Origin of the sequence: Pseudomonas sp. s4 (assembly GCF_046764235.1) — a bacterium.
GTDB lineage: Bacteria > Pseudomonadota > Gammaproteobacteria > Pseudomonadales > Pseudomonadaceae > Aquipseudomonas > Aquipseudomonas asiatica.
This window is the reverse complement of the sequence record NZ_CP177209.1, coordinates 2834732-2848078: the sequence shown is the minus strand read 5'-3', so window position 1 is coordinate 2848078 and position 13347 is coordinate 2834732. Positions and strand designations below refer to the sequence as shown.

Below are 13347 nucleotides of genomic sequence, written 5' to 3'. Positions count from 1 at the left end.
GAGTATCTAAATCAAACGAACGGGTGCTTTTGGCCGATTGCGGTCAGTCGTGACCGGCAGCTTTCGACCTGTAGCGGCCATTCAACTGCTGACGCCATTTATTATTTTTTTGCCCTCGCCGTTCCCTGGTGGAATGCCATTTGTCAATCGCCTCCCACCTGGCGCCATATTGAGCTTCTCCAGGATTCGCTGCTGCCGCTCGGACTGAGGACAGTGCATCGATAGGTGTTCAGCACCACTTTTTCGGACAGGATGCGTATCTGAAAATCGTTGATTTGACGCTGGACAAAGTCCTGTTCCAGCAAGGCGTCTATGAGCTGTGTTCGGTTCGAAACGGCACTATTCGCGCCAAATTCCACAAAATCTGGAGCCAGCAAGCTTTTCAGTATGTCGCGCGATCAAGGCGAGACTCGCGTTCAAGAAGACGTACTTCCAGCGCGTGAATGGCTGACTCCAGCCATTCCTTCGAAACACTCATGTGGTTGACCGCCCTGTGCGAAGCGTTAAACCCCCGATAGCCATGGCTGGATGGAACCAGGCCGTTACTGTTGGTCTGAGAACACCACCGAAACAGTTTGTGTGGTTGGGAAGCAGGAAAAATTTGCTGATGCCGCCATAAGCGCCAGTTGATCGTAACTCGCCAACTGGCATGGCGCATGCAAAAGTCTACGCATTACCCTTTTAGATCTGATCGCATGGATAGCATCAGCTTGTTACCCAAGCTCCTTGTTCGCAAGCCTGTCAGTGATGATGCCGCTGCCATTGCCATCCTTCACATCCGCAGTTGGCAAAGCGCCTACGAAGGGCTGTTGTCAAAACGATACCTGAGTTCCTGGGACACCAGTGTGGAACGCCGTGTGGTGTTCCTGAAGAAGGCAATCGAGTCTGACAGCCCGTCAATTCGCGTTGCCGAATTGGATGGGCAAGTGGTTGGCTGGGTTTCGTTCGGCCCTAGCCGTGACCAGGATGCTCCCACCGGCACTGCTGAACTGATGGCAATCTACCTCGACCCGGCATTCTGGGCGTGTGGTATTGGTACGGCTCTCTGGGCAGAGGCCCGGCAGGCATTGATGGGTCATGGCTATCAACAGGTTTGTGCGTGGGTGCTCGATGGCAACGAGCGAGCCACACGCTTTTACTGCAAGCATGGTTTTTCAGCGCAGGCAGGAAGCCAACGCATCTTTGAAAAAAGCGGTGAATCACTCCCGCTTACCCGCTATGGCTTGATGCTCGATTCATGACGAAACAGATCGCTCTGCAAGCATTCACTCGGCCATGGCAAGCAGAGCTAGAGCTGGGTAATTGATGCGTGTGGATAAGGCGATTTGTCACGAACATAACCCAGTCGAAAGGCTCCCTGAGAACTTATATGGACTTGCTCGTTACCCCGGCAGCCCCTGATGATCTGGCAGGCATCGCGGTCGTTACGGTGGAGGCCTGGCAGGCGACGTTCCAAAGAGTCCTGCCAGATGCATTTCTGGCCAGCTTAACCGTCGAAGATCAGTTGCAACGGCATCAGGCCCTGCTGGCGTCGCAGAGCATTTGGATCTTGGTTGTCAGGCCGCCGCGATTGCGGCCTAGAGCGTGATCGGCAGGCTCGTCAGGCCCCCTTTTTCCCCGGCGCCAGAAGAGGCTCGGGTTGCGCGTAAAGCAGTTGAGTCGATCATCCAAGCTTGCAAATCGATCAAGCCTTGCTAATTCAATCTCAGGTGCAAGCGTTTGAGCATCTGATCGAAGGTGCCTGGTTTCGCCAACCCCGGAACCGCTTTGACCATGGGCCGAAGCGTTCCGGCATATCTCGCCACGCAGCGCCCGAACAGAGTACCCAGAGCACGCCATCGAGCATCAGGAGGTCGCTCAGTCGGGGCCGCTCCCGACCACAGTCCAGGCCTCATCCGAGGGTTCGTAACGCTTTGCCATCACAGAATTCCTTCGTAGATGGCCGGGAACCCTACAGAATTTCAGCTTCCGAAGGGCGTCGATTGGGCTTGTCGGGATTTCGTACAGAGCCTAGAACTCCACCTTACCCCTACCCGCCTTGACAGTGCTGCGCCTCGCTTTTCCTTCGAGGCGACGGGTCTTCGAGCCAAGGGTCGGCTTGGTGGGACGGCGTTTCTTCTCGGTCTTGCCGGCAGTGATGATCAACTCGGCAAGGCGCGCCAGTGCGTCAGCACGGTTCTGCTCCTGTGTGCGGTATTGTTGTGCCTTGATGATCAACACGCCTTCACCGGTGATGCGACTGTCACGCAGCGCCAACAGCCTCTCCTTGTAAAACTCGGGCAGCGACGAGGCGGGAATGTCAAAGCGCAGGTGCACGGCGCTGGACACCTTGTTGACATTCTGCCCACCTGCGCCTTGCGCGCGGATGTAGGTCAGTTCGATGTCGGCATCTGGCAGATGCAGATTATTGGAGATGGTCAGCATGGCATGGCCCTTGTAATTCCCCTCCATTATCACAGCCTTCGCCGCTCACCCACAGAACAAAATAGGGTTGACCTCAACCACAATGATCGAGGCACCCCACTCCGCCATTGTGAATGGCGGCCGCGTTTCGCGTACCGCCGCGGGTGGAATGAAGTCAGCGCATCATACCCAGTTCGGCATCGTCCATAAGCGCCTTGGCCAACGCGCTCAGGTAATGCGCGGCCCAGATCATCATCGGCTTTTCATCCATCAACCCGACAATCGTCAGTTCCCGCACGTACCCCATCAATTCCGAAGACTGCTCCCGAGCGCTCTTGCAAGGAATGCCGGCTTCGATGCGAAACAACGGATGGGTCTGGTTTTCACCTTGGTAGAACGTGGTCTTGCCTACGGTGGTTTTCTCGTTCGATTCGTCAGTAGTCAATTGCTTATTACCTTTATGAGTGCGCCACCTGACTGCTGTCAAACAGAAGGGTGGCAGCTGTACGTAGGTTGACAGACCGGCGGAATAAGCAAGTTCCGGCGCACGCAAGCGTGCCCCACGCACAGCCACCATAAAGGGAAAGCCGAATGCTTAAACCGTTACGGCCTGTCAAAGCCGTGTCACTGATGAGCAGCGACAGGCCCAGACTAGAGCCCTGCCAGGGCACCCGCAACGGAAAATAGGCGGCAACAGTATCTTTGGGAAATGCCCTACAAGAAAGCGAAAAAATCTGATTTTTCGAGGCTAGTTGTAATCAATGAACAACGAACGATTCATCATCACATCAGGCAATAGAATTCCCTAACCTCTGCCACAATCTCTCCCTTCGCATCATAAAGCCTCGCCTCTGGCGTCATGGCCATGGAGCGGGCCTCGAGCACGTAACGCTGTCCAGCCTTGAAATGCTCATAGTCGATGGTCAGGTAGCATTGCCTTACCGTGGTACCTCCCATCAGGCTGATGCCACCGCCACCATTTACTTCGTAGTCGAACCTGACGACCAATTCATGGCTGCCGGGGCTGACCTCAAAGAAGCGCCCATCACGCAGGCGTTGTTTATCCAGGCGTTCGGCCAACAGCACACGGTCATTCGGGAATGGCGTCGAGAGATCGACCCAAGCCATCTGTGGGTTGGCAGTTGGCATCGGCGCCTGGCAACCTGCAAATGCAGCGATCGCCAACAACAGTGTCAACTTGCGCATGAGTAATTCCCCAAAGACTCTCGGCTCAACAGACAGGATAACGCCGACAAGTGTTGAGTGTGCATGAAGGGACGACCGAAGCCCCCTCCTTCGCCTTCATGCTGATACTTGGTTCACGCAGCCCCTTCTCGTATGATCGTCGCAATCTGATCTGGAACGGATTTCGTGAAGTCGTTACCTGGAAATGTCCCAATTACCCCGGCTACCCCCAAGGACGTGAAATGGAACGTGGGCGAGGCTGCCAACCAGCTCTCATGGGACGACCTGCGGATCATCAAAACGCTCAGTGAGTGTGGCAATCGCGCTGCCACAGCCAAGAAGCTCGGCATCAACGTGTCCACTGTCTCCCGAAGAGTCTCCCAGGTTGAAAAAACACTGGGCGTAGCCTTGTTCGATCACCGCAAATCAGGCTATCTGCTCACCATCGAGGGCGCGGAATTGCGTGCCCTCGCCGAGCGCGTGGAGCTGGACATTGTCAGCGTGACGCGGCGTGTCTCACGTGCCGGCCAGGGGCCACTCGGAAAGCTTCGTATCACCACCAGCGACTCACTGCTTCTTTACTTCCTCACCCCCATCATCGCGGACTTCAAGGCCCTCAATGAAGGCATCACGATTGAGGTGCTGGTGGGCAACGAATCACTGAGCCTTGCGCGAGACGAATCGGATATTGCGGTTCGAGCGACCAGGAAACCCGCCGAAAGCCTGGTGGGCCGCAAACTGGCCACAATCGCCTGGGCTCCCTACGGCAGCAGCAACCATACAACGCCTGCTCCTCTGTTCACTGAAGGCCAGGCATGGGTTTCCTATTCCGCAGCGCTACGCGGGCTCAAGGCAACGAGCTATGTCGAAGACAGGGTCGCTGCCGAGTGCATCTCGTACCGCACCGATTCGGTTGCGGCGGCAAGTGCTGCAATCGCGGCAGGCCTAGGGGTGGGTTTTTTGCCCTGCATGTTGGGTGATATCACGCCTGGGCTAGAACGCGTCGGCCCGGTGGTGCCGGAGCTGCAGGATGAGCTGTGGCTGCTGACGCACCAGGACATCCGTAAATCGTGGCGGGTCAAAGCATTCATGACGTTCTGTGCAGCTGCCGTTGCCAACCAGAAGCCGTTGATCGAGGGCCAACTGGTACTCCCGGTCACGTAGAGCGAAACCGGGAGTGCGGGTCACTCAGCGTGTGAGCCAAGTACCGCTTTGCAGGCGATTTCGATCAGCTGTGGGCGCTGGGCAAGCCTCGATACGCCGATGATGTTGCTGGCGCATTGAGGCCGTTCCGTGCCGTAGGCGGCCTTGCGCACCTTGCCGACCACGGCAAAGGCCGCGTCCATGTCCAGCACGTACAGCGTCTCTTCCACGACATCTTCAAGCGTCGCTCCGTATAGCGCGAGCAGCTTGGCAATATTGTCGTAGGCGGCGCGCATCTGATCCCCCATCGAAGAGAAATCACAGGGCCTGCCGTCACGATCCAAGGGTGCCGGCGCGATCAGGTTCCCTTCTCCGTCATGATTGAACTGGCCCGATACGTAGATCTCATCCCCTACCCGCCGTGCCTGCGGATACCCGTAAGAATTCTCCCACGGAACGCCCCAATAGGCGGTTTGTTTGTTGAGTGGTTGTGAAGCTGCCATCGCTTTCTCCTGGCGTAAACCGGATCAGGTAGACCCGCGTTTGCGTGCGAATACTAGCAACAGGATGAACAAACGAAGGGCGCATTAATGCGCCTTTGAGAGCGCAAAAGTGCGCCACCGCTTCGCTCTGCGATTGGCTATCTTGTTCTCGGACTCAAGCAACGGGCATCACTGAGGACGTCATCCAGTGCCTCAGCACAGCCTGCGAAAAGCAGGCGCCGTGACTTGTGCGATGACCATCATCCAGCTGACAGGGAACACAAATGAACAATCCGAAAACTGAAGTACTGACCCCATTCAACAGCCAACTGATCTTCATCGATCAGCAGCCACAGATGGCCTTCGGCGTTCAGAGCATCGACCGCCAGACGCTGAAGAACAACACCGTGGGCCTGGCCAAGGCAGCCAGGATCTTCAATGTGCCCACCACCATCACGACGGTCGAGACTGAAAGCTTCTCTGGGCACACCTACCCCGAGCTGCTCGCCGTCTTCCCCGACGCTCCGCTGCTGGAGCGAACCTCCATGAACTCCTGGGATGACCAGAAGGTGCGTGACGCGCTGAAGAAAAACGGGCGCAACAAGATCATCGTTTCCGGCCTGTGGACGGAGGTGTGCAACACCACCTTCGCGCTGTCGGCGATGAACGATGCCGGCTATGAAATCTACATGGTTGCCGACGCCTCCGGTGGCACCACCAAGGAAGCCCACGATTACGCCATGCAGCGCATGATTCAGGCAGGCGTGGTTCCGGTGACCTGGCAACAAGTGCTGCTGGAGTGGCAACGCGACTGGAAAAACCGCGACACCTACGATGCCGTCATGGCACTGGTGAAAGAACACTCCGGCGCCTACGGCATGGGTGTCGACTATGCCTACACCATGGTGCACAAAGCACCAGAGCGCGTTCAACACGGCCCAACCCTGGCCCCGGTTGCTGCCGCTGTCTGACCATTGCCAGCCCCTGCATCCAGGGGCTGTTCAATGACCCGCTGATGGGTACGCCGGCTGGCTGAGCCAGGCCATCGAATCGAGCGTTATCGTCTGTAGCCCGCCCGAGGCTGCAGTGGCCAGCCCTGCCCACTCGAAACGTGCGTGCCCACTTCATTGATTAATGGATTTGTATGAACAGCGATCACTGCACTGTGCTGGCGACTGTCGCACTGAAAACGACCGGGCTCCTCAAGCCCTGGCAGGTCACGACTGCCAAGAGGTTGATGCTGGAGAACCTGGACACTGGCATAACTGTTACGGAGCTCGCCCAAGCCTGCTCGCTGTCGCGTAGCCATTTCACACGAATGTTCAGGGATACCATGCACGTGCCCCCGCAGCAGTGGATGCGTGAACAACGCTTGCGCAAAAGCAAGGAACTACTGGGGGGCTCGGGAATGATGCTCGCTGAGATCGCACTGGAGTGCGGCTTCTGCGATCAGTCCCACTTTTGCCGCACATTCGTGAAGGCCGAGGGGATGTCGCCGCAGGCTTGGCAGCGACAAGCGTCCATTCAAACTGAGCCTTTGCTCAATCAAGGAGCACATCTGTACTCTTTCGACACTACGGCAGCAATCTACCTTTGAATAAATGCTGAGTATCACGAGCGGTTCAAGGTACCGCGCTAGCTTTGTCAGGCATCGACAGCCTGCTGCAGCCCTCCTCCCAGCGGCAATTCATACGATTTCTTCACCGTACGCACCACCAGCGTCGAGGAATAAGTGCGAATCGGAATATCCCGGTAAGTGTCGAGAAACCGGTAGATATAGTCGGTGTACTCGGTGGCATCGCGAAACTTGGCAACCATCACGAAGTCGAACTCGCCCGTCATCAGGTAACAGTCCTGAATCTCCGGGTGGCTGGCCAGGATGTGCTGCATCTTGCGGTCGATGTCGTTGCTGTCGCGGTCCAGCTTCACCAGAAAGAAGGCAGTCACCTGAATGCCAAGCTTGCGCTCGTCCAGTATCGCGACCTTGGCCTTGATGATGCCTGCGCTCTCCAGGCGCCTGATACGCCGGTAGCAACTGGTGGAAGACAGCCCAACGCTGTCGCTGAGCAACTCCAGATTCTGGCTGCAATCCTTTTGCAGCTTTCCCAGAATCTTCAGATCCATGGCGTCTGTCATTTTTCACGTGTCTTCCCTGAAAAACTGCAATGAATCCGCCGCAAGGACGCGCCAATTTGCACGATTCCCTGCGCGCCAGCTCTTTACCATCAACTGAGCTTAGCAGCCCGGTCGAATATGGCCTGCGGGGCGCATGAGAGGGACCTTATGATCATCGCGAAACCGACATGGACCGCGGACATCCACGGCCTTTTTACCGCTCCCTACTGGATTCCCGCTGCGCAGCGCGCGGCCGTGGCAGCCTCCTGGACCGGGTGCATGAACGCCTATTTCGTCTACCTGGACGACCCGGAGTCGGTCAAAACCTGGTCAGAAACCATCTACCAGCACCTGGCCTCGCGCAACATGCCGCTGACCCTCGACCAGCAACAGTTCTGGCCGATCGATGCGCTGGAAACCTTCAGGTTGTGGGTCAACCAGGGCTGGCGCCTGGACGCCGATTCTCCCTTCGATCTGGCCGAACGCATCCCGCCACCAGACCTGCCCCAATCGGTCAGGCGGGTGAGAAAGGACATCCGCGCCCTGACCTTTGAGGAGCTGAACCTGTACCGCGCCCGCCTGGACGATGTGATGCAGGTGGGCGACCCCGACAGTGGTTCGCCCTGGCAACGTTACGCCTACATCCACACCAACTGGTGCCTGCATTATCAGGAGGCGTTTGCCCTCTGGCACCGGGCCTACCTGTTGTACCTGGAACAACTGATCGACTGTGCCATTCCCTATTGGGACTGGATGGCCGAAGACGCCAGCGTCGACGGCAGCCCACAGGCCGGCCTGCCCCAGGCTTTTCTCGATGAAACCTATGTGCACCCCCACACCGGCGAAACCCGGCCCAACCCCCTGCGCTACGCGGCCGCCAAGGATGGTTGTTCGAAAGTGTGCGCCAACGGTGCGGTCAAAGGGGTGGACTGCCGGTATGTGCAACGCGACCGGTTGTTCTACACCCACGGTGACGACTCGCGTTCGGAGCGCACCCGTTTGTTCGGCATGAGCCGGATTTTCCAGCAACAGGTGGTAGATGCCCTGAAGTTCACCACCTTCAGCCAACCACAGGGTGTGCCCGGTTATCCGTGGGCCAACATCCCGGTGTTCGACCCGCCCCAGAAGGACAGCCTGTACCCCAATCGTGCCCTCAACTTCGACGGCCTGTACGAGCAACCCCACGACAACTATCACGGCTGGATCGGCGGTGACATGGCCGACAACGCCTACACCGCCTTCGACCCAGTGTTCTGCTCCTACCACGCCAATATCGACCGCATGCTCGAGGTATGGATCAGGGCCAACCCCGGGGCGCAATTCACCACGCAGTGCCTGCTCCAGCCGTTCTCCGGCCACGACGCCACGCAGCTCACCTTCACCAGCGCCGACGCCTGGCGCTACACCACCATCGGCGACATGGCCCAGGACAGCCGGCACATCGGCTACGACTACGGCGTGCCGGTGGCCCCACAATTCGGCGCGCCCAAGGCGGCCACCGGCGCCTGCTGCAAGCACAGCGCAAAAGCCGGGCCTGCCGCGGGCAACGCCGCAGGGCCCGGGCCGTGGGTGGTGTTCGATCATGTGCGCTGCACCCATGACACCTATCTGATCGATGTCTTTCTCGACCAGCCCGAGGCTGCCACGCAGGACGTAAGCGTCGACAACCCCCATTACGTGGGGCGCTTCAGCCGTATCGGCATGGGGCTGGTGGACGACAAGGGCCGGTGCATCACCCACGGCGTGTCCCGTGCACTGAATGCGGCCCGCAACGCTGCTGCGCTGGGCCTTGGTCGCGGCGATGCGGTGCAGTTGTCGCTGGTGGTGACCCACCTCGACAGCGGCCGCGTGCTGACGCCTGACGAATACATGACCTTGCCCGGTTTCATCGCCCAACTGGAGTGGGACGACCCGCGCCAGACCCTCGCCGGCCCGCCCCCGGTCGCCGGCTGCTGCTCTGCTTCCACCTCACGCACATCAGGAGAACCGACATGAGCACGCCCTTCAAGCAGTTCACCTCTCCCGCCGGCCAAGCCCCCAAGGACTACAACAAGCTGGGCCTGGAAGACCAGTTGCCGCAGTTTGAAACCGACTGGAACAACAACCTCACCGGCTGGACCGAATCGTCGATCATTGGCAACCCCTGGTCGGGCCTGAACGACGCCCCCCGCTCGGGTTACTACAACCCGCTGGTGGAAGGTTTCGGCGACGTGACCGCCCCGGCGATCACCTGGGCGCCCTTCCCCAACCGGCTCTGGACGTTTTTCTACAACAACGGTGCGGCGGTCATTCCCCAGCTGGGTGGCAAGGCCATGACCCTGGACCAGGTGATGGAGTTGACCGACCACGGCCAGATCACCCTCGACAACACCCTCTACATGCTCTACGACCCCAACAAACAAGGTACCGTGCTGCAACTGCCGGCCAAGCGCTGCCCGAGCATCGACTGGAACGGCAAGTACACGGCGTTCTCGCCTTCCGGGCCTCGGGGCTGGCTCGACGAGTACTGCGAGTGGTCGATCGTACGCGATGCCAACGGCAACATGCGCAAGATCACCTTCACCTGCGAAAACCCCGCGTACTTCCTGACCATGTGGCGCATCGACCCTAACGCAGTACTGGGGCTGTACCGCGACTACATCGACCCGAACGTGCAACTCGAAGACCTGTACCTGCGCTACACCGTCGACTGCCCGACCGGCAAAGCCGGCGACCCGGTCATCGACCCCACCACCGGCAAGCCGGCCTATGACACCGTCAACAAATGGAACGCCGGAACGGCCTGTGTGCCCGGCCAGTATGGCGGTGCGATGCACCTGACCTCCGGCCCCAATACCCTCAGCGCCGAGGTGTACCTGGCCGCCGCCGCCACCATCCTGCGCCCGGTGAGCAGCAGCCAGAACGCCCAGTCGTTGATCTGCTGCGCGCAGTACGGGCAAAACTATCGCAACTCTGATCCGCACATCGGTTTCATGGCCAATACCACGGCGGTGAACAACCGACTGTCGCTGACCAACCCCATTGGCCTGTACTTGCAACAGCCCACCGATTTCAGCGCCTGGAAGGGCCCACAAGGCCAGGACGTGAGCCAGTACTGGCGCATCACGCGCGGTACGGCCAAGTCGGCTGCCAACGGTTCCGACCAGATCCTGCAGGCGGTGTTCGAGGTGCCGGAAAGCGCTGGTTTCTCGATCAATGACATCACCATCAACAACCAGAAGGTCAACTATGTGTGGGTCATCGCCCAACAACTGTTGGTCGGCCTGAGCGTCACCGTCAAGCCGCTCAGCGCCACGCCCCAAGCATTCCCATGCGTGCAGGACCGGGTAGCCGGCCTGCAACCCTGGCCAGTGCAACTGCTGCCGCTGGACCTGTTCTACGGGCAATCCCCCACCGACCTGCCCGCCTGGCTTGCACCGGGTAGCAGCAACCAGTTCGTGCTGGTGGTGCAAGGTGCCGACCCGACTACCACGGCGCAGAATGCCAGGGTGCAATTCTCCAACCCCGGGGTGACGGCGCAGGTCACCCAGTACCTGCCCGACGCGTCGGCCATTCCCGGCCAGACCAACTCGGGCGGCACCCAGGCCTACATCCTGACCATCACGGTCAGCCCCTCCGCAGCACCCGGCCTGGTGGCATTGCGTGCCCTCAACCCGGGTGAAGACGTTAACGTGAGCGCGACAGACCACCCTTGGGAGTCTGGCCTGGCGCTGGTGCCTGGCGCCTGAGCCACGCCACTTACGCCCTTCTACCGCCGCACCTTCGGGTGCGGCTTCACAGCTTGCAAGGAGCGCAATGATGTCCAGGTCACGCTTGAGTCTTCTGTCGCTGCTGTGCGGCATTCTACTGTGCCTGTCGACCCCGCAACCCGCCACGGCGGCCACGCTGTCGGACGCCGATACCTGTGTACAGCAGCAATTGGTGTTCAACCCGGCCAGCGGGGGATTCCTGCCGGTCAACAACTTCAATGCCACCAGCCAGGCGTTCATGAACTGCTTTGGCTGGCAGTTGTTCATTGCCTTGAACTGGCCGGTGAACCCCGGTTGGCCGGCCACCGCCAGCCTGGCGGGCGAACCCGACATGCAAAGCACGCTGGCGCAGTTCGGGGTCCCCTCCACACCGGGTCAACCCATGAGCGTGGCCCCGGTATGGGCCAGCTACAAGGACGCCAACGACATCTTCCTGCCCGGCGCCCCCACGCCCACCGGCTGGGGCGTGCAAACCCTGGTACCGTCCGACTGCAGCACCCAAGGTAGCCTCAAGACACTCAAGGTGGGCGCGCGCAAGTTCATGAACGCCACCTCCGAAGGCGCGATCAATGCCTTGCACGGTTTCCACCTGTCGACCGGGACACTTGCCTCCATTCCCGACCCGGTCATGGAAGCGTCCGGCGGCTGGCTGACGGACCAGGCGGGCAAACTGGTGTTTTTTGAACGCAAGGTGGGCAAGGCCGAGTTCGACTACATCGTCGACAAGGGGCTCTACGACGCCGCCAACCAATTGAAGGTCGCGCGAAACCTCGACGGCCAGACACCGGAGGGTCTGTCACTGCCCATCGGCGAACCGATGCGCTCACTGCCTACCTCCCCAGTGCCACAGGAGCAACTGGGCGCGATCGAGCTCAAGGCCGCCTGGCGGGTACTGACCGGCAAACCCGAGCTGTTCGGGCGCTACCTGACTACCGTGGCCTGGCTCAAACGCCCCGACACGCTGGAGTGCACCCAGGAGGTGGTGGGGCTGGTGGGCCTGCATATCATCAACAAGACCCAGGCTTCGCCCAACTTCATCTGGACCACCTTCGAGCAGGTGGACAACGTGCCCGAACCGGCCCAGGTTCCGCCGCAACAACCCCCGCCAAACGGGTTTGCCTTCAACAACCCTGACTGTGGCAACGGCCCCGAGTGCACACCAAACCAAGCCCGTATCCAGTGCAAGCAAACGCATCCCGACAAGGACTGCACCGATCTCTTCCCGCGCGACCAGCCGGTACAGACCACCCGCGAACACCCCGTGCCCGGCGACCTGCAAGCCCTCAACAGCGCGGTACAAGCCAACTTCGCGCAGCACAGCCAAGGCAAGTCGGTGTTTCAGTACTACAAGCTGGTCAACGTACTCTGGACCCTCGCTCCCAATCCGCCCAGCCCGGAACCGGGCGCCAACGCGCAAGTGCCGCTGTCGTACGGGCCGTTCATCAGCCAGGGGAACGTGCCGGTGGCCAACACCACCATGGAGACCTACGTACAGGGTGATAACTGCAATCAGTGCCATCAGTACGCGACGATTGCCGGCAGCCCGTCATTGGCCTCGGATTTCTCTTTCCTGTTCAACAGTGCCGGCTCCGCCAGCAACAAAAGCCTGATCAAAAGCGTCAAAGCCTTCGAAACCCTCAAGGACCGCCCCTGAACCGCAAAAGGGGCGATCTCCGATCGCCCCGAACAGGGTTTCGCAGATGGCGCTGCCCTTCAGGCACCTTCCTGCCCACACACCAAAATCTCGTACCCCTGAAATTCATGCGTTTAGTCAGCTAGCCAAATATTCCTTGAATACCGCGCGAACGGGCCTCGGTCATAACAGTACACACAGACCTTCCTGTGTTTGACCCGAGGTAAGCGATCATGGCAAACAATCAAGACAAAGGTGGCAACCAGGGCAATGCCGACACCGGCATGGGCAACAATACTGCCGGAGCTGGCCAGCAAGGCGGCCAAGGTTCGGGGGGGCGGATGCCCGGTCAGCAGCAAGGTGGCAGCCAATCCGGCCAAAAACCTGAGGACAAGATGAACAAGGACTGGGAACGTTCCCGTGATACGGGTAGCCAGGGCGGCCAGGGCGGCCAGGGTACGACCGACAAGCAGAGCCAGAACCTGCAAGACAAGGACCGCATGGGTGGTCAGCAAAACCAGGCAGATGATCAGCAGCAGTGGGATAAAGAGCGCTGATAATCAGCAGCAGTGGGATAAAGAGCGCTGATAATCAGCAGCGGGCATCAGGGTGATTGCTGCCCTGATGCCACCTCCAT

At 59.5% G+C, this 13347-nt stretch carries 14 protein-coding genes and 1 pseudogene; 8 read left to right on the top strand and 7 right to left on the bottom strand.

What is annotated here, in order from left to right; translation table 11 throughout:
• Positions 1 to 143 precede the first annotated feature (143 nt).
• Entirely contained in the window at positions 144 to 359 is a 216-nt protein-coding gene (locus ACK56M_RS13450; protein WP_411959616.1) for a hypothetical protein, read from the bottom strand.
• 336 nt (positions 360 to 695) lie between these two features.
• Here ACK56M_RS13450 and ACK56M_RS13445 point away from each other — a divergent pair, with 336 nt between their 5' ends.
• Positions 696 to 1241 carry a GNAT family N-acetyltransferase gene (locus ACK56M_RS13445; protein ID WP_158239723.1) on the top strand — a complete coding sequence of 182 codons (546 nt, stop codon included), beginning with the start codon at positions 696 to 698 and terminating at the stop codon, positions 1239 to 1241.
• 283 nt (positions 1242 to 1524) lie between these two features.
• Here ACK56M_RS13445 and ACK56M_RS13440 read toward each other — a convergent pair.
• From ACK56M_RS13440 to ACK56M_RS13425, 4 genes and pseudogenes are all read right to left on the bottom strand, one after another.
• Positions 1525 to 1920: pseudogene (locus tag ACK56M_RS13440) on the bottom strand (transposase); the annotation flags it as partial.
• 90 nt (positions 1921 to 2010) lie between these two features.
• Positions 2011 to 2424: an alternative ribosome rescue aminoacyl-tRNA hydrolase ArfB gene (gene arfB, locus ACK56M_RS13435; RefSeq protein WP_410952433.1), complete on the bottom strand. Its 414-nt coding sequence runs from the start codon at positions 2422 to 2424 to the stop codon at positions 2011 to 2013.
• A gap of 154 nt (positions 2425 to 2578) precedes the next feature.
• Positions 2579 to 2848 (bottom strand): DUF3077 domain-containing protein, encoded by a 270-nt coding sequence (locus tag ACK56M_RS13430; protein WP_025339172.1) that lies wholly within the window; start codon positions 2846 to 2848, stop codon positions 2579 to 2581.
• 338 nt (positions 2849 to 3186) lie between these two features.
• Positions 3187 to 3609 (bottom strand): hypothetical protein, encoded by a 423-nt coding sequence (locus tag ACK56M_RS13425; RefSeq protein WP_411959511.1) that lies wholly within the window; start codon positions 3607 to 3609, stop codon positions 3187 to 3189.
• 216 nt (positions 3610 to 3825) lie between these two features.
• Here ACK56M_RS13425 and ACK56M_RS13420 point away from each other — a divergent pair, with 216 nt between their 5' ends.
• Positions 3826 to 4752, top strand: coding sequence for a LysR family transcriptional regulator (locus ACK56M_RS13420; RefSeq protein ID WP_411959615.1), 927 nt, complete (start codon positions 3826 to 3828; stop codon positions 4750 to 4752).
• 20 nt (positions 4753 to 4772) lie between these two features.
• Here the strand turns inward: ACK56M_RS13420 and ACK56M_RS13415 are convergent, their stop codons facing one another.
• The gene (locus ACK56M_RS13415; protein ID WP_411959510.1) at positions 4773 to 5234 is read right to left on the bottom strand and encodes a Rid family hydrolase; all 462 of its coding nucleotides are present in this window, start codon (positions 5232 to 5234) and stop codon (positions 4773 to 4775) included.
• Positions 5235 to 5497: 263 nt separating this feature from the next.
• Between ACK56M_RS13415 and ACK56M_RS13410 the strand changes: the two genes are divergently transcribed.
• Both ACK56M_RS13410 and ACK56M_RS13405 read left to right on the top strand, forming a co-directional pair.
• Positions 5498 to 6184: a hydrolase gene (locus ACK56M_RS13410; RefSeq protein WP_013972601.1), complete on the top strand. Its 687-nt coding sequence runs from the start codon at positions 5498 to 5500 to the stop codon at positions 6182 to 6184.
• Between the two features lie 173 nt (positions 6185 to 6357).
• Positions 6358 to 6810, top strand: coding sequence for a helix-turn-helix domain-containing protein (locus ACK56M_RS13405; RefSeq protein WP_054573578.1), 453 nt, complete (start codon positions 6358 to 6360; stop codon positions 6808 to 6810).
• A gap of 47 nt (positions 6811 to 6857) precedes the next feature.
• Here the strand turns inward: ACK56M_RS13405 and ACK56M_RS13400 are convergent, their stop codons facing one another.
• Positions 6858 to 7337: an Lrp/AsnC family transcriptional regulator gene (locus ACK56M_RS13400; protein ID WP_003258733.1), complete on the bottom strand. Its 480-nt coding sequence runs from the start codon at positions 7335 to 7337 to the stop codon at positions 6858 to 6860.
• Positions 7338 to 7496: 159 nt separating this feature from the next.
• Here ACK56M_RS13400 and ACK56M_RS13395 point away from each other — a divergent pair, with 159 nt between their 5' ends.
• The 4 genes from ACK56M_RS13395 to ACK56M_RS13380 all read left to right on the top strand — a co-directional run bounded on the left by ACK56M_RS13395 (position 7497) and on the right by ACK56M_RS13380 (position 13267).
• A complete protein-coding gene (locus ACK56M_RS13395) occupies positions 7497 to 9323 on the top strand; it encodes a tyrosinase family protein (RefSeq protein ID WP_411959509.1) in 1827 nt (608 codons plus the stop codon).
• Positions 9320 to 11056 carry a hypothetical protein gene (locus tag ACK56M_RS13390; protein ID WP_054571939.1) on the top strand — a complete coding sequence of 579 codons (1737 nt, stop codon included), beginning with the start codon at positions 9320 to 9322 and terminating at the stop codon, positions 11054 to 11056. Before ACK56M_RS13395 ends, ACK56M_RS13390 begins: the two co-directional genes overlap by 4 nt.
• 70 nt (positions 11057 to 11126) lie before the next feature.
• A complete protein-coding gene (locus tag ACK56M_RS13385; RefSeq protein WP_411959508.1) occupies positions 11127 to 12731 on the top strand; it encodes a hypothetical protein in 1605 nt (534 codons plus the stop codon).
• Between the two features lie 212 nt (positions 12732 to 12943).
• Complete coding sequence (locus ACK56M_RS13380; protein ID WP_054571941.1) at positions 12944 to 13267, top strand: hypothetical protein; 324 nt, start codon at positions 12944 to 12946, stop codon at positions 13265 to 13267.
• Positions 13268 to 13347: the final 80 nt, after the last annotated feature.

Coding starts and splice junctions, on each gene's coding strand:
- ACK56M_RS13415 (WP_411959510.1), bottom strand. CDS start 5,234: ATGGCAGCTTCACAACCACTCAACAAACAAACCGCCTATTGGGGCGTT.
- ACK56M_RS13445 (WP_158239723.1), top strand. CDS start 696: ATGGATAGCATCAGCTTGTTACCCAAGCTCCTTGTTCGCAAGCCTGTC.
- ACK56M_RS13385 (WP_411959508.1), top strand. CDS start 11,127: ATGTCCAGGTCACGCTTGAGTCTTCTGTCGCTGCTGTGCGGCATTCTA.
- arfB (WP_410952433.1), bottom strand. CDS start 2,424: ATGCTGACCATCTCCAATAATCTGCATCTGCCAGATGCCGACATCGAA.
- ACK56M_RS13395 (WP_411959509.1), top strand. CDS start 7,497: ATGATCATCGCGAAACCGACATGGACCGCGGACATCCACGGCCTTTTT.
- ACK56M_RS13425 (WP_411959511.1), bottom strand. CDS start 3,609: ATGCGCAAGTTGACACTGTTGTTGGCGATCGCTGCATTTGCAGGTTGC.
- ACK56M_RS13400 (WP_003258733.1), bottom strand. CDS start 7,337: ATGGATCTGAAGATTCTGGGAAAGCTGCAAAAGGATTGCAGCCAGAAT.
- ACK56M_RS13380 (WP_054571941.1), top strand. CDS start 12,944: ATGGCAAACAATCAAGACAAAGGTGGCAACCAGGGCAATGCCGACACC.
- ACK56M_RS13405 (WP_054573578.1), top strand. CDS start 6,358: ATGAACAGCGATCACTGCACTGTGCTGGCGACTGTCGCACTGAAAACG.
- ACK56M_RS13390 (WP_054571939.1), top strand. CDS start 9,320: ATGAGCACGCCCTTCAAGCAGTTCACCTCTCCCGCCGGCCAAGCCCCC.
- ACK56M_RS13410 (WP_013972601.1), top strand. CDS start 5,498: ATGAACAATCCGAAAACTGAAGTACTGACCCCATTCAACAGCCAACTG.